At 60.8% G+C, this 20,991-nt stretch carries 19 protein-coding genes; 4 read left to right on the top strand and 15 right to left on the bottom strand.

Annotated features, from left to right (window positions below):
- Window positions 1–99: 99 nt before the first annotated feature.
- A complete protein-coding gene (locus tag BXY39_RS04890) occupies window positions 100–1,077 on the bottom strand; it encodes a fatty acid desaturase family protein (RefSeq protein ID WP_121937671.1) in 978 nt (325 codons plus the stop codon).
- Between the two features lie 80 nt (window positions 1,078–1,157).
- On the opposite strand from BXY39_RS04890, the gene BXY39_RS04885 reads away from it, so the two are divergent.
- The 3 genes from BXY39_RS04885 (at window position 1,158) to BXY39_RS04875 (ending at window position 5,394) form a co-directional block, all read left to right on the top strand.
- Window positions 1,158–1,592, top strand: coding sequence for a PaaI family thioesterase (locus tag BXY39_RS04885; protein ID WP_121937670.1), 435 nt, complete (start codon window positions 1,158–1,160; stop codon window positions 1,590–1,592).
- A gap of 25 nt (window positions 1,593–1,617) precedes the next feature.
- On the top strand, window positions 1,618–3,612 hold the full coding sequence (locus tag BXY39_RS04880; protein ID WP_170163629.1) for an alpha/beta hydrolase family protein: 1,995 nt from the start codon (window positions 1,618–1,620) through the stop codon (window positions 3,610–3,612).
- 213 nt (window positions 3,613–3,825) lie between these two features.
- Window positions 3,826–5,394 carry a peptide MFS transporter gene (locus tag BXY39_RS04875; RefSeq protein WP_121937668.1) on the top strand — a complete coding sequence of 523 codons (1,569 nt, stop codon included), beginning with the start codon at window positions 3,826–3,828 and terminating at the stop codon, window positions 5,392–5,394.
- A 115-nt stretch (window positions 5,395–5,509) separates the two neighbouring features.
- Here BXY39_RS04875 and BXY39_RS04870 read toward each other — a convergent pair whose 3' ends face one another.
- The 13 genes from BXY39_RS04870 to BXY39_RS04810 form a co-directional block, all read right to left on the bottom strand.
- Window positions 5,510–6,418 (bottom strand): hydrogen peroxide-inducible genes activator, encoded by a 909-nt coding sequence (locus BXY39_RS04870; protein WP_121937667.1) that lies wholly within the window; start codon window positions 6,416–6,418, stop codon window positions 5,510–5,512.
- Window positions 6,419–6,897: 479 nt separating this feature from the next.
- Entirely contained in the window at window positions 6,898–7,881 is a 984-nt protein-coding gene (locus BXY39_RS04865) for a type II secretion system F family protein (RefSeq protein WP_121937666.1), read from the bottom strand.
- Between the two features lie 4 nt (window positions 7,882–7,885).
- On the bottom strand, window positions 7,886–8,872 hold the full coding sequence (locus tag BXY39_RS04860; RefSeq protein ID WP_121937665.1) for a type II secretion system F family protein: 987 nt from the start codon (window positions 8,870–8,872) through the stop codon (window positions 7,886–7,888).
- Between the two features lie 42 nt (window positions 8,873–8,914).
- Window positions 8,915–10,651 (bottom strand): TadA family conjugal transfer-associated ATPase, encoded by a 1,737-nt coding sequence (locus BXY39_RS04855; protein WP_245998963.1) that lies wholly within the window; start codon window positions 10,649–10,651, stop codon window positions 8,915–8,917.
- Window positions 10,651–12,042 (bottom strand): CpaE/TadZ family protein, encoded by a 1,392-nt coding sequence (locus BXY39_RS04850; RefSeq protein WP_121937664.1) that lies wholly within the window; start codon window positions 12,040–12,042, stop codon window positions 10,651–10,653. Before BXY39_RS04850 ends, BXY39_RS04855 begins: the two co-directional genes overlap by 1 nt.
- A 60-nt stretch (window positions 12,043–12,102) precedes the next feature.
- Window positions 12,103–12,786 (bottom strand): CpaD family pilus assembly lipoprotein, encoded by a 684-nt coding sequence (locus BXY39_RS04845; RefSeq protein WP_170163628.1) that lies wholly within the window; start codon window positions 12,784–12,786, stop codon window positions 12,103–12,105.
- A 44-nt stretch (window positions 12,787–12,830) separates the two neighbouring features.
- On the bottom strand, window positions 12,831–14,309 hold the full coding sequence (locus BXY39_RS04840; protein WP_121937662.1) for a type II and III secretion system protein family protein: 1,479 nt from the start codon (window positions 14,307–14,309) through the stop codon (window positions 12,831–12,833).
- Window positions 14,306–15,208 (bottom strand): Flp pilus assembly protein CpaB, encoded by a 903-nt coding sequence (cpaB, locus tag BXY39_RS04835; RefSeq protein ID WP_170163627.1) that lies wholly within the window; start codon window positions 15,206–15,208, stop codon window positions 14,306–14,308. The genes BXY39_RS04840 and cpaB overlap by 4 nt, the downstream gene beginning before the upstream one ends.
- On the bottom strand, window positions 15,205–15,705 hold the full coding sequence (locus BXY39_RS04830; RefSeq protein WP_121937660.1) for an A24 family peptidase: 501 nt from the start codon (window positions 15,703–15,705) through the stop codon (window positions 15,205–15,207). Before BXY39_RS04830 ends, cpaB begins: the two co-directional genes overlap by 4 nt.
- A 132-nt stretch (window positions 15,706–15,837) precedes the next feature.
- Window positions 15,838–16,065 (bottom strand): Flp family type IVb pilin, encoded by a 228-nt coding sequence (locus BXY39_RS04825; RefSeq protein WP_121937659.1) that lies wholly within the window; start codon window positions 16,063–16,065, stop codon window positions 15,838–15,840.
- A gap of 138 nt (window positions 16,066–16,203) precedes the next feature.
- Window positions 16,204–16,812 (bottom strand): TadE/TadG family type IV pilus assembly protein, encoded by a 609-nt coding sequence (locus tag BXY39_RS04820; RefSeq protein WP_147453477.1) that lies wholly within the window; start codon window positions 16,810–16,812, stop codon window positions 16,204–16,206.
- The gene (locus BXY39_RS04815) at window positions 16,766–17,371 is read right to left on the bottom strand and encodes a TadE/TadG family type IV pilus assembly protein (protein WP_121937657.1); all 606 of its coding nucleotides are present in this window, start codon (window positions 17,369–17,371) and stop codon (window positions 16,766–16,768) included. The genes BXY39_RS04820 and BXY39_RS04815 overlap by 47 nt, the downstream gene beginning before the upstream one ends.
- On the bottom strand, window positions 17,368–18,864 hold the full coding sequence (locus tag BXY39_RS04810; protein WP_121937656.1) for a pilus assembly protein TadG-related protein: 1,497 nt from the start codon (window positions 18,862–18,864) through the stop codon (window positions 17,368–17,370). The genes BXY39_RS04815 and BXY39_RS04810 overlap by 4 nt, the downstream gene beginning before the upstream one ends.
- A 235-nt stretch (window positions 18,865–19,099) precedes the next feature.
- Here BXY39_RS04810 and BXY39_RS04805 point away from each other — a divergent pair, with 235 nt between their 5' ends.
- Window positions 19,100–20,083 (top strand): alpha/beta fold hydrolase, encoded by a 984-nt coding sequence (locus BXY39_RS04805; RefSeq protein WP_121937655.1) that lies wholly within the window; start codon window positions 19,100–19,102, stop codon window positions 20,081–20,083.
- A 2-nt stretch (window positions 20,084–20,085) separates the two neighbouring features.
- On the opposite strand, the gene hisN is transcribed toward BXY39_RS04805, so the two are convergent.
- Window positions 20,086–20,871: a histidinol-phosphatase gene (gene hisN, locus BXY39_RS04800; protein WP_121937654.1), complete on the bottom strand. Its 786-nt coding sequence runs from the start codon at window positions 20,869–20,871 to the stop codon at window positions 20,086–20,088.
- Between the last annotated feature and the right edge of the window lie 120 nt (window positions 20,872–20,991).

Here is a 20,991-nt window from a genome sequence, read left to right as displayed (position 1 = left end):
CAACCCGCTTCGACAAGCTCGCAAGAAATTTCCTCGCCGCAATCGCAATCGCTTCAACACGCCTTTGGCTCAGAAATTATGAGCCCACAACCTAGCCGTTCAGGCGGCCTGCGTCTGAGGACGGCTGTTCAGGCGCAACACTTCAAGATAGCCGCGGCGGATTTCCATGTCCGCGCCGAAGCCCTTTGCCAGCATGATGCGGTGAACATCCTTGAGCCGGTAGCAGGGGACGAAAGGCACCATATGGTGCTCGATATGATAATTGACCCAGTAAGGTGCCACGGTCGCCCGTTCCAGCCAGTTGGCCAGTGTGGTGCGGCTGTTTTTCAGCGGATGCGTCAGATCCGGCATGGTCGAATGTTCCGCGATGTTGCGGATGCGCAGAAACAGTTGAAAGGTGGTGGCGAACGGCAGCAGCCACATCAGAAGGTAAAGGTCCATGCGGCCAAGGGCGGCAAAACCACCGGCCATGAGCGCGTTGACCAGCAGTGGTCCGCCGTAATTTTCCCTGAACCGCCGCAGGCGTCCTGCCGGCTCGCCCCATGTCATGCGCAGCAGACCGACTTGCAGACGCAGAAACACAATACCGGTGAGATCCCGCAGGAATTTGCGCATCAGGCTGGGTCTGCTCACCGGAAAGGGCGTGTACAGATAGTTTTCCGGGTCCCTGTCCGTACGGGTATAGCGATGGTGCGCCATATGCCGTTTGCGGTATTCATAGAGATTGATGAAAATAGGCCAGCCTGTCAGCCACTGGGTGATGCGCTCGTTCAGGACCTTGGTCCTGAACAGCATGCCGTGACTGCCTTCATGCATCAGGATCGCCAGACCCAACTGACGGCCGCCCACGACAGCAAGACCGAAAAGGAAGGTAAAAACATTGGGGAAAACCCCATAAAGGAGAATCGCGGCGGCAATCACCCCCCAGCAGTGCGCCACCAGCCAGGCGCCCTTGGCGTCGCTGCGCTGGCGCAGGTCGTGGGACTCCTGCTGGTCGAGAATGTCCGACGGCTTGATTTTCGCCCACATTGTGCTGCCGGCCTGGCCGTGGCCGGCGCCTACGCTTTGTACAGACATGGGTCCCGATCCTCCTTTTCCCGGAAGACATTTTGCCTCACAATTAGTGGAACCACCAGTCTAAAAAATAGGAAGGGTAGATGGACGAATTTTCCGAAACGCCTAAGGATACGATCATTCCGTCCCTGGAAACACTGGGCGGGCGCGTTGTGGATGTCGATGAGGCGGCCGGCCGGTGCCGCCTTGAGTTCAACCCCACACCGTCGATGTGCAACCCTTATGGCTACGTCCAGGGCGGGTTTGTCGCGGCCATGCTGGATGATGCCTGCGGCGTGACCGCCTTTCTCTGTGCCGGTCGCCGCCGTTTCACAACGGGACATATGAATGTGGACTTTCTGGCAGGCGTCCGCCCGGGGCACATGTTGACGGCGGAGGCGGAACTGGTGCGCAACGGTGCGCGCCAGTGCGTCGTGGATGCGCGTCTGATGCGCGATGGAACGCTTTTGGCACGGGGGACTTGCCATCAGATTTATATGGATACCCGGCGTATCACGGGCGACGGGAAGGACGAATAGTCCATCTGATCTATATGAATCCAGTATGATGCGATCCGTGTTTGACAGAGCCATGGCTTTTCTCTGCGCCCTTGCGGCGGGGTGGGGGGCTTTTGCCGGTGACGCGGATGGCAAGGGGGATCTGCTCGACCGTCTGGTGGCGCATCCACCGCTTGCCGGTGTCGCCCTGTCCATGGACGGCCATTATGTTTCAGCCTTTGTCGCGCACGGCGAGGACCAGCGGCTGGTGGTGGCCCGTGTGGACAGCCTGGTACAGGATGAAATCCACCCGCATGGCGGGCCTGAAGCCGCTGTGGCCAGGACTGATCTCGGTTTGGACCGGGAGGATGTCCGCTGGATGGCATGGGTCGGCGGGGGGCGTCTGCTTCTGGCGGGCAAGGAGTATGGACTGAGGGTCTATGATGCACATACCGCCAGTCTGTCCGACCTGATCGATCTTGAAGACCCGGAGGGAGAGGCGCTGTTGCCCTCTCTTCTGACGCCCCTGCCGGATGATCCGCGGCATGCTCTTCTGCAATGGTCCGATGCCGAAAAACCGTCCTATCCGGCGGTGTACCGCCTGAATGTCGTAACCGGCGCGGCGCGGAAAGTGACCGGGGCGTGGCAGCCGGTGGTGCGCTGGTGGGCCAGCCCGGAGGGCGAGGTGGCGCTGGGCGAGGCGTATGTCGGGCGGGAACACCGGCTCTACGGTCGGTCCTCCGAGCCGGACGGCGCCGTCAGCGGCTGGCGGCTTCTGCGTAAAGGCGATGTGTTCGACGATCCCGCCTTCGTGCCCCTGACGGTGGAGGCGGGCGGTGCGACGGTGACCATGCTGTCCGGACATGCCGGCGACACGCGCACGCTGTGGCGGGTCTCCGCACGCACCGGCGAACCGTTGCTGCAACTGGCCTCCCATGAACGGTATGATATTGCCGCCGCCATTTCCGACCCCGTCAGTGACCTGGTGGTCGGCGCCACCCTTGACGAGGACGGTCCGCGTGACATTCTGTGGCAGGAGGACATCGCGGCCCTGAACGAGCGTATCGCCAAAGCCCTTGGCGTTGACCGCGTTCGGCTTGTGACGGCCAGCCGCGATGGCATGCGCTGGCTGGTCCGTGTTCCGGCGCCGGATACCTGGCCGGCCTATTATATCTTTGACCGTGATGGGGACCGGCTTTTGCGGCTGAGCCAGCCGGCTGTATATGCCAAAGCCGGCACCCGGTCTGTGTGGATACCTTTGAAATCCCGGCGGTCCGCCCGGCGCGGCGACCTGATGCACGGTCTTCTCAGCCTGCCAAGGGAAGGGCCGACCGGGCGTGGCGTCATTCTTATCCATGGTGGTCCGGTCAGCCGGGTCCGCCTTGGCTATCAGCCGCTTGTGACGTGGCTGACGGCCAACGGATATGCCGTGCTGCAACCCAATTTCAGGGGCTCAAGCGGATTCGGAGATGCCTGGCGGCGCGCCGGATACGGTGAATGGGGCGGGCGCATGCAGAAAGACATCGCGGTGGCGGCGCGGTGGATGATTGCCGAGGGGCATGTCAAGAGCGGCCTGCTGTGCGCCATGGGGGGGTCTTATGGCGGGTATGCCGCGCTGATGGCGGTGATCCGGCAGGAACGGTTTTTCGAATGTGCCGTCAGCCTTAACGGGGTGACTTCGATCAGCGGGCTCATTGCCTACCTGGAAACGCAGCGTTTTCATGCCTTGAGCGTGCCGCGGATCCGCGGACGGCTGAACCCTTGGAAAATGGCATGGCGGTCCCCCCTTCACCGCGCCAAGGATATCGAGCGGCCGGTTTTGCTGTTGCATGCCACACAGGACGCCAATGTTCCCTTTGCCCACAGCCGGCAGTTGGCCGACACCCTTGCGAAGCTGAAAAAACCGCATGAGTTCATCGCCCTTCAGGGGGCCGAGCATGTTTTGCGCAAGCCGTCCTATCGCCGGACCTATTATGAGGCCGCTGTCCGTTTTCTCGACCGGCATATCGGACCCGCCCGTTTCGGTGGCCGGGTCAATGGTCGGGACGGCCCGACATCCTGAAGGCGAAATGATGCGGACCGTATCGCCGTTTGGGCCAGTTTTTCCTTCTGATTCCCGGCAGACTGTGGTTTCTAGGCCCATGCGGTTTTTACCTGAGAAGATGCAGCCCTGATTTGTATCCGCCCGGGACGGATTGGCCCGAGGCGGATTGAACAGGGCCGGATAGAACTTGCATCCTGTGTATTTCGTATTTTCGTATCTGGGGGGAGCTTGATGAGCGACACGATTGCGGGTGGAACACGCCCGGAAGCCCATGCCGGCAGCCAGGAAAGGGAGTTTCTGGGCCATCCCATCGGTTTGGGGGTCCTGTTCCTGACCGAAATGTGGGAACGGTTTTCCTTTTATGGCATGCGGGCGCTTCTGGTTCTGTATCTGACCAAGCATTTTCTGTTTTCCGCCGAAGGGGCCAACCTGATTTATGGTGCCTATCTCGGACTTGTCTATGTCCTGCCGGTCATCGGCGGCGCCTTGGCCGACAGATATCTGGGCAGCCGAAAGGCGGTGGTCTATGGTGGGCTTCTGCTGGTGGCGGGGCATATATCGCTGGCATTTGAAGGCCCGCCCGCCATTGTCGATGGCAATGCGGTTGTCCGGTCCGACCTGCATCTGTCCATATTTTTCCTGTCTCTTGCCCTCATCATCACCGGCGTCGGTTTCCTGAAAGCCAATATCTCGACCATTGTGGGTTCGCTTTACGGTGAAAAGGATCCGCGCCGGGACGGTGGTTTCACCATTTTCTATATGGGCATCAATGTGGGCTCGCTGCTGTCGATTGTCGGTGTCGGCTATGTGGGCGAGGTTTATGGCTGGGGCTACGGTTTCGGCATGGCGGGCATCGGCATGCTGCTGGGCCTGCTGATTTTCCTGTGGGGACAGCCGCTTCTGGAAGGCCGCGCCGATCCGCCCGATCCGGCCGTCCTGAAGGAAAAGATCCTGGGCGGTCTGATCACCCGTGAATGGGGCATCTATGCCTTCGGGCTGGTGCTGGTCCTGTTCTCCTGGGGGCTGATGCAGTATCAGACGCTGATCGGTTATGTCTTTTACGGGTCCGCCGCGCTGATCCTGGTCGTTATCCTGACATACGGCTTTACCAAATGTACCCCGCAGGAACGGGACCGGGTGATTGTCGCCGTCATTCTGATGATTTTCATGGTGGTTTTCTGGATGCTGTTCGAACAGCAGGGCTCCTCGCTGACGCTGCTGGCCGACCAGCAGTTTGAAAAAAGCCTGTTCGGGATCCCGATGCAGGCCAGCCAGGTGCAGTCGCTCAACCCTTTCTTCATCATTGTTCTGGCGCCCGTGCTCAGCTGGGCCTGGCAGTCGATGTCCCGCCGGAACTTGGAACCGTCGACACCGGCCAAATTCGCGCTGTCGCTTCTGGTGATCGGTCTGGGATATCTGTTCTTTTCCTTCGGCCTGACGGTGGATGAAGGGACAAACAAAAGCATGCTGTGGATGGTGATGATCTATTTCATGCTGACGATGGCGGAACTGCTGATTTCGCCCGTCGGTCTGTCGATGATCACCAAGCTGTCCACCCAGCGCATTGTCGGCATGATGATGGGGACTTTTTTCCTGTACATCGCCCTTGGCAATTATCTGTCCGGTGTGTTGGCGTCCCTGACGGGCGGCGGCGGACACGGCGTGGCGGACAGTGACAAGCTGGATATACCCGGCACGGTCGCCCTGTTCAGCAATGTCGGCTGGTTGTCGGTGGTGATCGGCGTCGGCCTTCTTGTTCTGACGCCGTGGTTGCGCCGCCGCATGCACGGTATTCATTGACCCCCAAGGCAGGACCCCGATGACGACACTAGGGCAGGACCTTGTGACCATCAGGGATATGGCCGGGCGGCGCTGCAGCCCGGCCATACCGGGAATTAGCGCCGACCGGTAGAGATCAGGCCGCCGCCTTCAGGGCGGCGGCTTCCCTTATGGTTTCTCCGAGCGCCTTGAAGGTTTCCGCGCGCGGGTTCGTGTGCCGCCAGACAAGGCCGATGGTCCGTGTCGGGCGAATATCGGAAAAGGGCACGACATCGACGGCGACATTCTGCGTCAGGCCCGCGGTGACCGCCATTTCCGGCAGCAGGGTGATGCCGTGTCCGGCCGCGACCATCTGGACCATGGTGTGCAGGCTTGTGCCCGCCATGGCTTCCTTGACATTCGCGCCCACCAGTTGGCAGGCGCTGAGGGCATGATCGCGCAGGCAGTGCCCTTCCTCCAGCAGCATCAGACGGGATTTTTGAAGATCCCGGGTCGTGATTGTCTCCGCATGGTCCTCGCCGTGGGGGTAGGCCGCGAGAAATCCGTCCTCGAAAAGGGGCATTTCCGCCACGTCGCCGCAGGAAAAGGGCAGGGCGTATAACACCAGGTCCAATTCCCCCGCCTTCAGCAGGTCGCACAGAACGGATGATTTTTCCTCCCGCAGATGCAGTTCCAGGTCCGGCAAGTGCTGCCGGATCGCCGGCATGATCTTCGGCAGAAGAAAGGGCGCGATGGTGGGAATGATACCAAGCCGGATAATGCCCTTCAGCGGGTCTTTGGCCGCTTCGGCCATGGCGGTCAGGTCGTCCACATCATTCAGGATCGTCTGGGCGCGCTCAACCACGGCATGACCAAGGGCGGTGAACATGACGCTGCGTTTCGTCCGTTCCACCAGCTGGGCCCCCAGAAGGTTTTCCAGTTCCTGCAGGCCGGCGCTCAGTGTGGATTGGGTCACATGGCAGGCTTCGGCCGCTTTTCCGAAATGATTGGTCTTGTGCAGGGCGGTCAAATACCGAAGCTGTTTCAGGGTGGGAGGAAAACTCATCGATTTAGACGATCCAAATATAGGTTAGAAGATTTATAAAGTCGATTATAAGTCCATGTTTGTCCTTGGCAAGAGAGGCCGCGATTCCCGAAGTCTTCTCAGGGGCCGTCATGGATGTTTAAACCGCCTGCCCGATTCTGGTCACAATTCTGATGATACTGATCAATGCTCTCAACGGACTGTGCACCGCGTCACCCTGACTCGCGGCGGTCTTCTAATATACTGTTTTTATTGTTTCGCCGGATATCGGCGGGAGCGTGGCAAAAAAATGGCCGGGTAAACACCCGGCCCGAGTCACGACAGCGAGGATATTGCAGCGATGGCAAGCCACCTCTGCAATAGGAGCGAACATGACGGATGCCATGTCCTCTCACCTCTTAAGCAAACCATTTCTTGACGCGAGGGTCAATGATTCTCTCGTTTAGGTGAGTGAAACTGTATGAAATTGGGCGTATTCCACCCTCTTCACACGGGTTGCCCTATCCACGGTTGATGAAATCCTCGGTCATCTTGCAGGCGGCGGGTCCCATCAGAACCACGAAAAGTGCCGGTAGTATAAACAGGATAAGCGGAACCGTGAGGGTTGCCGGCAAGCGGGCCGCCTTTTCCTCGGCCCTCATCAGGCGCTCATTGCGGAATTCCGCCGCCAGAACCCGTAAAGAGGCGGCAAGCGGCGTGCCGTAACGTTCACTTTGCATCAGGGTTGCCACCACACTGCGCACCATGGGCAGATCGACACGTGCGCTCAGATTTTCCAGCGCCTGCCGGCGTTCCGGCAGAAAGCCGAGTTCAATGGCGGTCAGACAGCATTCATCCGCCAGTTCCGGGGCGGCTTTGCCCAGTTCGCCGGCGACCCGGTTCAATGCGGCATCAAGGGTCAGCCCGGCTTCCGCGCAGACAACCATAAGGTCCAGGGCGTCAGGCAGCGTTTTGCCGATTGCGCTCATGCGTTTCGTCCTGGTGTTGCGTACATAAAGGTCGGGCAGTTTCAACCCCGCGAGCACAAGAGAGATGGCGAAAAAAGGGTGCAGTCCGTCTGCACCGGGCAGGATTCCAACCCCGTAAAAAAGGATAATGGCAGTCAGGCCCATGGCAAGCGGCAGGCTCAGCCTTGCGATCTGGTACACCACCAGGGCATCCCGTGACCGCAGACCCGCCTGCGCCAGTTTGCGCGCCGCTTTTTCCGAGTGTTCATCCTGCAGCAGCTTCATGCGGTTCGCCAGCCTGTGCATGATGTCCAGGCCATTTGCCCTGCGAATCGGACTGGTGCGCCGTTTCGGCTGCATCAGGCCGGCCTTCAGCATATCGCGGCGTTCCATCAGTGCCTTCATCCGGCCTTTCATCGGGTCGCGGACGAGGGCGGCCTGATACACCGCCACAAGAATCAGCAGGGTCGTCACCCCGGCGCCGAGAGACAGCAGGTCCACCACGCTCAATCCGGCGAAAACAGCGGCGGTATCCATGTGTCTACACCTCGAACCGGATCATGCGCACCATGACGAAAATACCTAACCCCATCCAGATCAGGGCGCCTGCGGCAAAGGCAATGGCCATGGGGTTGGTGAACAGCACGATGCCATAGTCATAATTCAACAGCAGGATCAGCCCGAGCATGACAAAAGGCAGGGCCCCGACGATCATGGCACTGGCCTTGGCTTCCGATGACAGGGCCTTGACCTTCAGCTTCATGGCCTGCCGGTGCCGCAATATGGCTGCCAGGTTCCCTAGGGTTTCGCCGAGATTGCCGCCGGTTTCCTTCTGGACGGACAGGCTGATGACGAAAAACTTGAAATCGGTCGTGCCCAGACGGTCGCTGGCGGACCACAGGGCCTGTTCCAGGGTGTGACCAAGCCGCATGGCATCCGTCACACGCCTGAATTCAAGGCCTGTCGGCGCCGGCAGTTCGTCGGCAATGCCGGCGATGCATTCATTGACCGGAAGCCCGGATTTGAGACCGCGCACCATAAGATCAATGGCCTCTGGAAACTGTTTGGTGAATAGGGCCAGCCGCCGTTTGATCAGATGGGTGACCAGCAGGTGCCCACCCCCGAAGCCAAGGCTGAAACCGGCGGGCAGCGCAAACAGAAGCGGTAGGTCCATCGCCGAAAACACCATGACGGCGGCCAGGCTCGCCACCGCACAAGCCCCTGCGTACTGGCCCAGTGAAGGGTCCAGACCGGCCCGCGCCAGCCGCAGGGCGAGTACGTCGCGCCGGGGCAGGATGACCGCGAAACGGTCAATCCAGCCATGAGGCTGGCTTTTGTCCAGCCGAATGGACTGTGGCTTGTCGTGGGTGGGTCCCTGCGACTGCCCGCCAAAGCGCGCCTGCAACCGCGACAGCCGTTCGCGTGTGTGTTTGCGTCCATTGTCCATCTGACCGAGGACAAGGGCGGTCAGGCTTCCGGCCATGACCAGCATCAGGCCAAGGGCCAGTATGAACACGGTCTGGTTCACCGCCGTGCCCCGTTGCGTACGATCCGTCCATTGGTCCGGGGCTCAGCCACTCATCACCTCCATCAGGGCCTTGTCCAGTCCGAAATATTCCGCTTTCGGCAGAAAATGGGGGCGCACGCCGCTGGCATGGAAATCGCCGGTCAGGCGTCCGTCCGTATCTTCGCCGGTGTAAATGAACTGGAACAGGTCCTGCGTGGTGATGACGTCTCCTTCCATGCCGACCACTTCGGTGACAAAGACCGTGCGCCGGCTGCCGTCGCGCATGCGCTGTACCTGCACGACCAGATCGAGCGAGGCGGCGATCTGTTCGCGGATGGCTTTGGACGGTAAATTCAGACCGGCCATATTCACCATGTTTTCCAGGCGGGTCAGGGCCTCGCGCGGACGGTTGGCGTGGATGGTGCCCATGGACCCGTCATGGCCGGTATTCATGGCCTGAAGCATGTCTATGGCCTCACCGCCGCGAATCTCGCCGACGATGATCCGGTCCGGCCGCATCCGCAGCGCGTTCCTGACAAGGTCGCGGATGGTGACTTCGCCGTGCCCTTCCAGATTTGACGGCCGTGTCTCCAGACGCACCACATGCGGTTGTTGCAGTTGCAGTTCCGCTGCGTCCTCGATGGTCACGATACGCTCGCCCTGGTCAATCATCCGTGACAGGGCATTCAGCATGGTGGTTTTGCCCGAGCCGGTGCCACCGGAAATCAAGATGTTGAGGCGGCAGGCGCCGACGATTTTCAACAGGGTGGCCAGCGGTGCCGACACACTGCCATAGGACAGCATTTTATCCAGCGTCAGCTTGTCCTGGGAAAATTTCCGGATGGAAATCGATGCCCCGTCGATGGCCAGCGGCGGAATGATGACATTGACGCGGCTGCCGTCCGCGAGACGCGCGTCGCATATGGGCGTGCTTTCATCGACCCGCCGGCCAACGGCGGTGACGACCCGCTGCGCGATATTCATCAGATGCTGACGATCCCTGAACCTGACGTCCGTCAGGACCAGCCGACCGCCCTTTTCCACATAGACCTGATCGGTGCCGTTGACCATGATGTCGGAAATGTCCGCATCCGCCAGCAGCGGCTCCAGGGGGCCCAGACCCAGCATGTCATCCAGCAGCAGTGACACCAGGGCACCCTGTTCTTTCAGGTTCAGGTGAATTTTCTCCTGAACCAGCAGGTCCCCGACCACATCGCTGACCTGATCCGCCAGTTCGTCGCGCGGCAGGGCCGCAGCCGCGCCTGCGTCGATATGCGTCATCAAAAGGGGGTGGATGCGGGTTTTGGCCGCGATGACGGTGCGTTTGGTGTCCTGTTCGGCCAGCTCGGTTTTCCGTGTGGTCAGGGGGTCCCGGCCGACAGGGCCGATCTGTCGTTCAACCATGTCCAGAAGGTAGGTCACGCTGTCCGCCAGATCGGTCTCGCCAAGGGTATGCGCGTGGGCCGCGATACGCGGACGCAGCAGCATTTCCAGCTCATCCGTCAGGGCTGTCTTGTCGATCAGGCGCAGCTTTTCAGCCGTAAAGCGGCTTTGCAGGGCAGCGGCGGCTTCCTCAAGCATGTGCTCCAGCGCGGTATCGCGTGCCGTCGGCGCGGCGGCGCCGTGTGCGGGTGTTTTCGGCTTGTCCCGGATGGGGGCTGCGTCTTCTGCCGCCGGGTCTGCGTCGCGTCGGCCGGAATGCGGGGTATCCCTGACCGATCCGTTGGGCCCACGTGACAGGCCGCCGACACGCTGCGCGCGCCGCCCTGTCACGAAGCGCCCCTGACGTATCATATTCATCACGCCGTTCCGCCGGCCTGTTGTCGTGCCGGCCCGGCCATCGGACCGTTATCATCGCGGTCCTGTGATAAGGGCTGTGCCCGCTGTCGCGGATCGCGCTTTCGAACCTTTTGAAGAGCGTCGGGGCGCAACCAGCGCAGCGCGGATGCCTTGCTTTGCCGCGTCAGGCCGAAAGAGGATTCCGTCCAGGCCAGTATGGCGCGGGATGCCTTGCTCCTGGGCGCGGCCTCGACGACGGGCTTGTCTTTCTGAACCGCGATCTGGAAGCCCTTCGGGTCATAGGGGATGACCGCCGACACCGGCAGTTCCACCGAGGTTTCGAAGTCGCGCCGCGATACATCGCCGGCCATGCACCCCGCCATACTGATCATCAGATGTGTGTTCACGTCCGGTGCCGCTGTTTTCAGAAAAGCCTTCAACCTGATGCAGTCGCGTGCCGCCGCCACGGAAAAATCGGCGACCAGAACTATATCCGTCATGCGGGCCAGCAGGTCGGGCCGGCGGATGGCGGCCTCCCGCGGGATGTCGGCGAGAACTGCGCCGTAGCGCTCCCCCAGTCTGTCTATAAGATGAGCCTCCACATCCTGCTGCGCGCCGTCTGTGGTCCTGTGCGGGGTGTCGTTCTGCGGCATGCCGGGCGCGGCTTCCGTTCCCAGTATGGACAACCGGTTGTGCGGCTTGACCATGGCCCGTTCCAGAAACAGACCATCGATACGATGGGGATTTTCAAGTGCGTCCAGAAGTCCGCGCCCAGGCTCCAGATCGAATTGAAGGGCCAGTGTCCCGAATACGAGGTCGAAGTCGACCAGAGCGGTATCGACACCCCGCATGGCCAGTGCCCAGCCCATATTGGCAACAAGGGTACTGGTGCCAATGCCTCCCCGTACGCCGATAAAGCCCGTATTGGATGCGGGCCTGTCCGGAGATGCCGCGCTGTCCGTATCCCCGCATGCAACGCTCAGCACCGCGTCCACATCGTCCAGAACCCAGTGCAGTTGCTGCTGTGTCACCGGTTTGACCAGATAGTCATGGACGCCTGACGCGTTGAGATCGCGGTAAAGACCCACATCATTGACAGTGCCCAGCGCCACCACCACCGTTTCTTGGTCGCAGACATCGGCCAGGGCCTGGACGTCATTTCTGGGATCCTGACTGCCGGTCAGGTCAACCATCAGGAAACGGGGACGTGCACCGGCCGCAAGCCCCCTGACGGCAGCCGCGATGGTGCCGGATTTCAGAGCCGTCGTATCCCATCCTTTTTCTGCCACTGCCGTCCTGACAAGACCCGCTGTTGTTTCGTCGGCGATGAACCCTCCGAACAGAGGGCGATCCGCTTTCCGCGTCCCATGGCGGGGGCTGGTGTCCGAAAGGGTGTGTGTATCCTGCCGCATGTCCGCGCGTCTCCCTGCTCAGCGCCGTCTATTCTTGGCCCATCGCTGTCTGTTCCTAGCTCAGCGTCGTCCGGGGCCGCCCCCGAAAAGCGAGGACAGGAAGGACCCGCCATTGCCCCCTGACAGTTCCTGTTGCAGGGTTGTGATGGCTCTGGCAGCCCGGACGTCCACTGCCGCGCTATCCGTTGCGGTGCCAGCGACCAGATGGTGGGGGTTCGCCGTCATACGGGCCAGCGTTACAGTCGTTGCGCATCCGAAATGGGCGCTTTCATTGTTACTGCGTTCGGCGGACAGTTCAGCCTGCCAGTTGGGACAGGCCGGCGTATCAAGCCGGTAGCGTTCCACATAAAGACGGGCCGCGCCTGTCTCCGGCGCGGGGCCATAGGTGCCGGGGCCGCCATAGCGGATCCCCCGGTCTGCCAGAAATTCCAGAATCATGGCCTGCCGGGCAATCGGCAGGCCGCCGCCTGTATCCAGATACAGGACATCGCCGTACCCGACGCGTTGACTGGTCAGAAAATGCTGGAGCGCGGCTTGTGTCGCTTCGCTCAGGGTTTCGCTGCCGTCAGCCTCGCCGGTAATGTCGTGGGTCAGCCGGACAAGGGTGACACCGGGCCGGGCGGCCACCTCGGCCGGTGTCGCCATCCCGCTGTGTGCGGGCAGGCAGGCACTGACATGCCCCATGACCGCACACAGCATGACGGCCCTGATGAGTGCCCCGCGCGGTATCGGCGGTACTGTCATTGCTTTCTCCATGAAAAAAGTCATCGGGCTTTTCCTTTAGGGCGTCACGGCAGTTGAAAACCCGCGCGCTGGCCTGGGGCCAGCGCCCTTCCGCTTTCACGGGAAAGGCGGGCGGCTTCAAGGCCGGGACGCCAGCGCTGGTCCTTGAGGTAGCGGTCCGCATCGCCCGGAGCGGTAAAGCCGTCTGTCGGAAGGACGATCATGCGGTCGTCCACTGGCCGCACCACATACGGTGTCACAACGATCAGCAGTTCGGTTTCCTCGCGGCGAAAGTCATCGGACCGGAACAGCGCCCCCAGAATGGGAATGTCGCCCAGACCCGGAACCTTGCGGGCGTCCTGGACCGTGCGGTTCTGAAGCAGGCCGGCAATGGCAAAAGACTGACCGCTTCCCAGTTCGATGGTGGTTTCCGCCCGGCGTGTGCTGATCGACGGAACGGCGATACCGTCAATCCGCAGGGCTCCGGCCGTGGACAGGTCGCTGACCTCCGGCCGGACCCGCATGCTGATGCGGCCGGTGTCAAGTACGGTGGGGGTAAAGTCCAGCGAGATGCCGAAGGCACGATACTCGATACCGATACCGTTCAGGTTGGGGACGGGGACCGGAAATTCACCGCCGGCCAGAAAGTTGGCGTTTTCGCCGGTGATGGCCGTCAGGTTGGGCTCGGCGAGAACGCGGAGAAACCCTTCCTGGTCCAGGGCGTCGATGGCATAGTTCAGATCCAGATTGCCCGTGGTGATGCTGCCGAAAATACTGCTGACCGTTTCATTGACAATGAATTCCCGTGTCGGCAGGTTGGTGGCCGTGTCGCGGACGGTGCGGACCACGTCCCGGCCTGTAAAGGCACCGATGCCGAAGCTGCCGCCGAACAGTCCACCTTCCCAGTTGAAGCCGATCTGTTTCAGGACGTTCCGGGAAACCTCGGCAATCCGGACACGTAAATTGACCTGTGTCGGCTGCAGGATGGACAGGCGGTTCATCACCTCTTCCGTGTCCGACAGCGACTGTGCCAGCCGGACGGCGGTATCCGCTTCCAGCGGCGACATGACATGTCCGGACAGAACCACCATGTCACCGATGGCGCTGACGGTGATGCGGGTGTCCGGAAGCAGTTGGGCGATGGCTGTGCGCAGCCGGCTCAAATTCTGAATGACGGACACGGACGCGCCGTAAATGACACGATCATCATCATCGACGGCGTAGAAACTGGTCTCGCCCTGCGCGGTGCCGAACAGATAGATCAGGCGGGGCGATTTGACCTGTATGTCGGCCACTTTCGGATTGGCGATGAAGACATCGCTGGCGGGACGGTCCAGGCGGATCAAAAGACCCTTGTTGATTTCAAGTGCCAGCGGCGTGGCATCCGCATCCACCCGCCGCCCCGCATCCGCCGTATTGGCAAGCGCGGGCACGGCGGAGGCCAGTGCCGTTGCCGCCAGACCGACCACGATCAGACTGGCCGCGATCAGGCTGAAACCCAGATAGATACAGACACCCGCGACGTATGATCTGAACCGGATCATGGGTTTTCCTGCCTTTCACCGCCGTCATTGTCGGTGGTGACCAGCCGTGTTGTCGCCGTGTCCACGGTGCTGACGCGGTTGCCGCGTGCGATCCGCACACGACCTGCTGTCCGCCGCCCGCCGATGGGGTCCATGAAGGGGCTTATATCCGCGTCGGTGGTGGCGGACATGGTGGCGACCAGCGGTGGGCTGGCCGGGTCCGTCAGAGGATCGTCGCCATTGCGCTCCAGGCTTCTCAGGGTCAGGGACAGCCGGCCAAGCTGACTGGCAATGGCCACCCGTTCCGCCATGGCCGGGGTGACCTCGAGCGTGGCCGTGTCGATTTCCCGCACTTCCTCCGCGTCGCGCCCGCTGCGCTGATCCACGGCCAGGACACGCACATTTCGCAAGACGGTCTGCGATACGGCGTGGCGGCGTCGTTTGTCATCCTCGACCCGATAGGTCATGACCAGATCGACACGATCACCGGGGAAGACAAATCCCGCAAGGCCGGTGACCGGTCCCAGACTGACTGTCATGGCGCGCATCCCCGGCGTCAGAACGGCGGCCAGATGGCTTCGGTCGCCGGGTGTGACCAGGGCGTCATCGGTCACCGGAATGCCGGCCATAATCGGCCGGCGGACGATTTTGCCCGTGACGTCGGACAAGGGGCGCCCACGTCCGATATAGGCGGCGTTCAAGGCATCCTCGGGCCAGTCCTGCCAGGTAACGTCTTCCTCGCCCAGCCGGGCCCCCACATGCAGGGTGCGGGTGGCCACCAGTATGCCCTGCACATCGGTATTGATATTTGCCTCCGGACGGTCGGTGCGTGCCTCGCTTAGAAAGGCCCGGACCAGCAGGACCATGCTCAGCGCGCTGACCCCGGCGATGCCCAGCAGAATCACACTGCGCAAGGTCATGACGCTATCTCCGCCGGCAACGCGCCGGCGATTGCCGACAGGCTGATCCAGATACCCGCGCCGGCAATGGCGACGCCGTATGGCACGGTCTGGCAATCTGTGTCGCGGGAATGCCCCGCACAGCGTCCGAGAGCGATACCGCGCACCCAGATCAGGCCCGCGACAAGGCCGCCCATCAGGCATGTCAGGATCAAAAAGTCAGCCGTTTGCGCCGGGCCGGCCACCAGACTGGTTGCGGCAATCAGTTTCACGTCGCCGCCGCCCATCAGGCCGAGGGCGAAAAGCCCGACAAAGGGTAGGCCGGCAGCGACCGCGACCAGAACGGGGACGATGGCGGCGGACAATCCCCCTGTGCCCATGCTCCAGGCATGGACGGCCAGGGCCATACCGGTCCCGGCAACGGCAAGGACGATCCTGTTATCGATTCGCCTGTCGCGCAGATCATGTGCGGCGGCAGCCACCAGGAAAAGGATGGCCAGGCCGTGTAAAGCCACCATTTCAGCGTCCACAGCTATTGTCTTGATGAAAAGGAGCGGCAGGCAGGCCGTGCCTGGACAAGGGGCCACCCACAGAAACGCCGGTGGCCCCCGAAACAGGCTGTCAGCCTGTGCCGTAAAGCACGCCGGCGATTAGCCGGGTTGCTGATCCTGCTGTTGCTGATCGCCTTCTTCCTGTGTGGCGGTGTTCAGTTCGTTCACCACATTCTGGAAGAAGGTATCCAGCGTATTGCCGAGGATCTGCAATGTACCGATCAGTCCCACGGCAACGAGGGCCGCGATCAAGCCATATTCGATAGCGGTTGCGCCGCGGTCATCACGGCGAAGTCGTTTTAAAAGTTTAATAACAGAGTTGGCCATTTTTTATCTCCAGCTGCCAAGTTGGAATATGTGAAAAATATATATGATCATGTAAAAAAAGAATTAATGTTAGATTATGTAATTAATGTTTATTATGTATTGATTTGTTATTTAATAAAATTGATTATATATTTTCTATTAATATATTGAAGAAAGTGTACCTTCTCTTGGTCTGAAAAAGGCGAGGCGTTGAATTGTCTGTTGTGGCAGAAAGCGCATGAAGACCGGCTCATACGCATAGTAAACCTCTGTCACCACGACAGTTTCTCCACGGCGCAGGGCGGGCAGGGTATCCCGGTCCACCAATGCGCCGGCACTGCCGAAACGGCTGTCCCTGTCCAGGGTGCCCGCGCCGCGCCGTTGCCACAGAATGCGGTATTCTGACTGTTGTGTCCGCCCGATCGCATTGATGATGACGGTCGCGTTGCCGTCCATTTCGAACGGTGTCATGGTCTGCGGTGCGGCGAGAAAGATATCCTGCAGGGTGGTTTCGTCCAGCCTGCCGCCCCGAGTCGTCAGATCCGCGATGGCCACGGCCGTATGCTGTACCTTCAACATCAGCAGAAGATAAGTGCCCGCTTCAATCGCGCCGATGGCAAGGCTGATCAGAACAGGCAATGCGAAAGCGGTTTCCACCAGCACGGTGGCACAGGTATTCCGGCACAGGCGGGACAGGATATGCCGGGTGCGGGTCATCGCGTCAAAACGGCTCGTTACGGACGGCAACAGCCGCCTGTAGCCGGACATCCGTCAGCGCCCAGTCGAAAAAACCGGTCAGGCTTTCGGCCGGATAGCTGACGCGGTACAGCACCACGTCGCCGCCGCCGCCCAGACCCAGCCGTGCCATGTCCGGGTCCCAGCGCCCATTGCCGTTCACATCGGTGAAGGGTTCGCCTTCCTCGTAAGAACCGCTGTCATTTTCATCCAGGAACGGTTCGGCCCGGCCGATATCGTCAAAACGGTCATAAACCAGGATATCAATGGTCAGATGGTCCATGTCCACCCGCCCGAACGTCTGGTGGGCGACGATCTGGCGCACCCGGTCCTGCCGGGTCAGGCCCGGTTCGGTGGTTCCCGTGATGCCGTAGCGCGACGCATGCAGGACCGCGTTCTCGATGGTGCTGGACAGAAAAAAGAAATGGATGACTTCCGTGCCGCCCAGCAGCGCCGTGATCAACATGGGCAGGGCGACGCCGACCTCCACCGTGATCGACCCGCGCCGGCATTTGGCCAGACAACATTTTGTTGTACGGCGTTTTGTCGGACGACGTTTTGTCAGGTGGCGTTTCGTCCGTGGATGTTTCATCGCGACACCCTCAGTTCCGCCAGTTCCTCGCCGATCCGGATAAAGCTGTCCTGCAATGTTTCCGTCGAAGGGGCGTCGAAATAAAACCCCGGATCGGAGGCACAGTCTTCATAAAGCCGGCGTGTCTCGCTGTCGGTGCTGGCGCCGAACGTGATGGTGAACACGGTAATGTCCTGCCGCTTCATCGCGGTGCAGATGCGGGCGAACCGCCGGTCGATTTCCGCCCGCGCGGCATTGCGGTTTGAAAAGCCGAACGTCTCCAGGCGGCCATACGCGGTATAATCGGACCCTCCGGGGCCGACGCCGCCGTTTTCGTCATGGCCCCGCCAGTCAAAAAACTGGTTTTGTCCGTCCGTCAGAATGACAACCACTTTCTCCATGAACGCGGTGTCATATGCCAGCGGCAGATTGGACGGGGTGCCACTGCCCCAAAGGCCGCGCCAGCGCGGACTGATGACACGCCACCCCCAGGCCAGTCCCAGATTGCTGGTGGTTCCGCCCCGGTGCCAGGGCAGCATTTCATCGATGGCTGACAGGATGCGTTGCCGCGACGCGTTGAGGGGGGTGATCGCCGGTCCGCATCCCAGATTGGGGCCGCGCCCGTCATTTTGTGCTTCATTGCGTTCGTCCAGATCGTAGATGGACGCGCCGTCGCTGCCGCGAATCCAGTTGTTGTCATCCGCGTCTTCATACAGAAAGGGATCGAAAGCGGCTTCCGCGGGCGGTGTGTCGGTTTCATCCTCGCCGTCCTCACGGGCAAGAACGCAGCCTTTCCAAATCGTCGGTGCATAGGTGCCGTCCAGGGCAAGCAGGCGGACGATATCGTCTCCATCGCCGGGCTGTACCAGCCACTGCCGGCGGGGCGTGCCGTTGCCGATATTCACCGTCGCCGTGTAGGGGACGACACCGACCCACAGATTGTCCTGATAGTCCTCATTGTCATAAACGATATTCACAAGGTCCCGGGCCGCTTGCTTCATGGCGTCCATGCGGCCGCCGGCCCGCATGGACCCCGTATTGTCCATGACCAGCACCAGTTCGATACCCCGGGTACTGCGGAAGATTTCCGTGCTGGCGGAAAAGGTGACTTCGTCCACGCCGAACAGAGCCATGAAAGTCGTGGCGACCGTTGCATCCGCGGAAACCTCGATATTCCGGTTTCCGGGGCTGAAACGGACATTGACCCTGCCGATTCGCGCGATTCGTCCGGACGAGTTGAAATTGGCGTGGAAAATCGTTTCGGCATTCTGCCGCATGGCGTTCGGTGAAAAAGAACGCCCGGCTGCCAGTCCGGCCGCGTCCAGCGATTTTTGCAGAACGTCCTTGACGTAAAAAATGCGCACACCGTCAACGGCCAGCCCGGCCATGCCCGACAGCATCATCATGCCAAGCGCGATCATCGGCAGCAAGGAACCACCGGTGTCCGCCCGCAACCGGCTGAGCGCGCGCAGGACACCTGTCCAGCCCGCCGGACTGTTTTGCCTGAGCCGCATTCTGCTTGCCTGTCAAATCGTTTTCATTGGTGTTGAAGAATGGCAGCGGAGTCTTGCGAAAAAGAAAATGAACATCATCAATTTCTTGCAATAACGTATTGAAATTAAATCAAATTACTTTCATTAAAAAACCGCTGTCATCACGCTTTTGCCGTGTCGATCCGCTTGCCGCGTTTCCACGGGACAATTATGGTGTGGCAAAATATTCAAGAGGCCGCAGGGGGAAACGGCACGCATGGAGACATCCGAATTCGACAGCCTGTTGCAGCAGGCCAAGGCCGCCCGGAGGGATGAGCCCAAATCCATCAGATATGAAGCCGTGCGCGGCAGTGGCGGCGGCATGTTGCGCTATGCCGTTCTGCCGGCTCGCCCTGACGGCGGCGATGTCCCCGCGACGCCGCACGGGACCGTTGTATTTTTGCCGGGCCGTACGGAATTCATCGAAAAATATATCGAGGATATGCGGGTTGTCCGTGGCCTGGGGTATGCCGCCGCCGCGATGGACCTGCGCGGTCAGGGGTTGTCCGTGCGTCCGGGAGAGGATCGCGGACGGCACTGGATCGACAATTTCAACCATCATGTCCGCGATGTTCGGGCCCTGATCCGCAGGCTGGAGGCCGAGGGGCTGCCGCGCCCTTATATCGCGCTTGCCCACTCCGCCGGGGGGCATGTGGTTCTGCGTGTTCTGCATGATGAACCCGGCCTGATCGACAAGGCGGTTCTGTCCGCACCGATGGTCGGAATTGCGACCGGGGGCCTGCCGGCCGGCTTTGCCAAAGGGCTCGCCAATTTCATGCATCTGCTTGGCCTCGATCATCTGTATGTCCCGGGACACAGTGCTTTCCGTGAGGGGGCGTGGGGCTGGCGCAAGCAATTGACCCATGACGGGGAGAGGTTCCGCGATGAAGATCATTTCATCGCGGAAAAGGAGCCCGCTCTGGCGGTGGGTGGGGCAACGTTCGGCTGGGTGCGGGCTGCGCTACGGTCCTGTGACCGTTTGAATGCGCCTGGTTTTGCCGAAGCCATCGATGTGCCTGTGATGATTCTCCGTGCCGGGCAGGACACCATTGTCGACCTTGGTGCCATGGACCGCTTCGCAGCCCGGTTGCCGAAGGGCATGGTGGTGCCTCTGGAGGGCGCCAAACATGAAATTCTGAAGGAAACGGATGACGTAAGGCGGCAGGCCTGGGCCGCCATACGGGAATTTCTCGGCTGTTGAAATCAGACGGTTAGCAGCGGTAACACCTCTGCGGCCATGCCGGGATCGCCGAGGGCAACCAGCCTGCCGTCGGGGCCGGGTTCATTGCCGGACCAGTCCGTGACCATGCCGCCCGCGCCCCGTATGACCGGAACCAGCGCCATGATGTCGTAGGGCTTCATCCCGGTTTCCAGGATCAGATCAAAATGACCGGCGGACAGAATAGCGTAGGCATAGCAGTCCAGGCTGTAGCGAATGAGCTTGCTGCGTGTCTTCAGGGTATCGAAAACAGCACGCTCGCCGTCCTGAAACAGATCCGGATCGACCGTGGACATGACGGCGTCGCTCAAACCCGTGCAGGCACGGGTCCGAATCGCGTTTCCGTTCAGCGTCGTCCCCAGGGGCGAGCCCACATAGCGTTCCTTCAGATAGGGCTGGTCAATGACGCCGATCACGGGGCGGCCTTCATATAACAGGGCAATCAATGTGCCCCATGTCGGAACGCCGCAGATGAACGATCGTGTGCCGTCAATGGGGTCGAGAATCCATGTAAAAGGCCCCTCGGCCGGCTTGGGCGGTCTTTCCTCGCCCTCTATGCCGTGATCGGGATATGTCGCCTCGATCAGGGCGCGAATGGCATCTTCAGCGCCGCGATCGGCGATTGTTACGGGATCGAAACCGGTTTTTTCCTTATTGTCCACAGTCATATCCGCCCGGAAGTGCCGCAATGTTATTTCGGCGGCGGCATCTGCCAGCCGTTCAGCGAAGGCAGACAGGGCGGCACTATCGGATGGCCCGATGGAAGGCATTAAGGTGTCATTGACCATGTGGACATACCCCGGACAGGAGGAAACGGGCGATGGCATGCTTGCCAAGTTCACGGCTATAGAACACATAGGGACTGGAAACCAGACCGGCATGCAAATAGG

The sequence above is a fragment of the Eilatimonas milleporae genome (assembly GCF_003688555.1).
GTDB classification, from domain to species: domain Bacteria; phylum Pseudomonadota; class Alphaproteobacteria; order Sphingomonadales; family Kordiimonadaceae; genus Eilatimonas; species Eilatimonas milleporae.
Note: the sequence above shows the minus strand (reverse complement) of the source record. Positions and strands in the feature narration are given on the sequence as shown.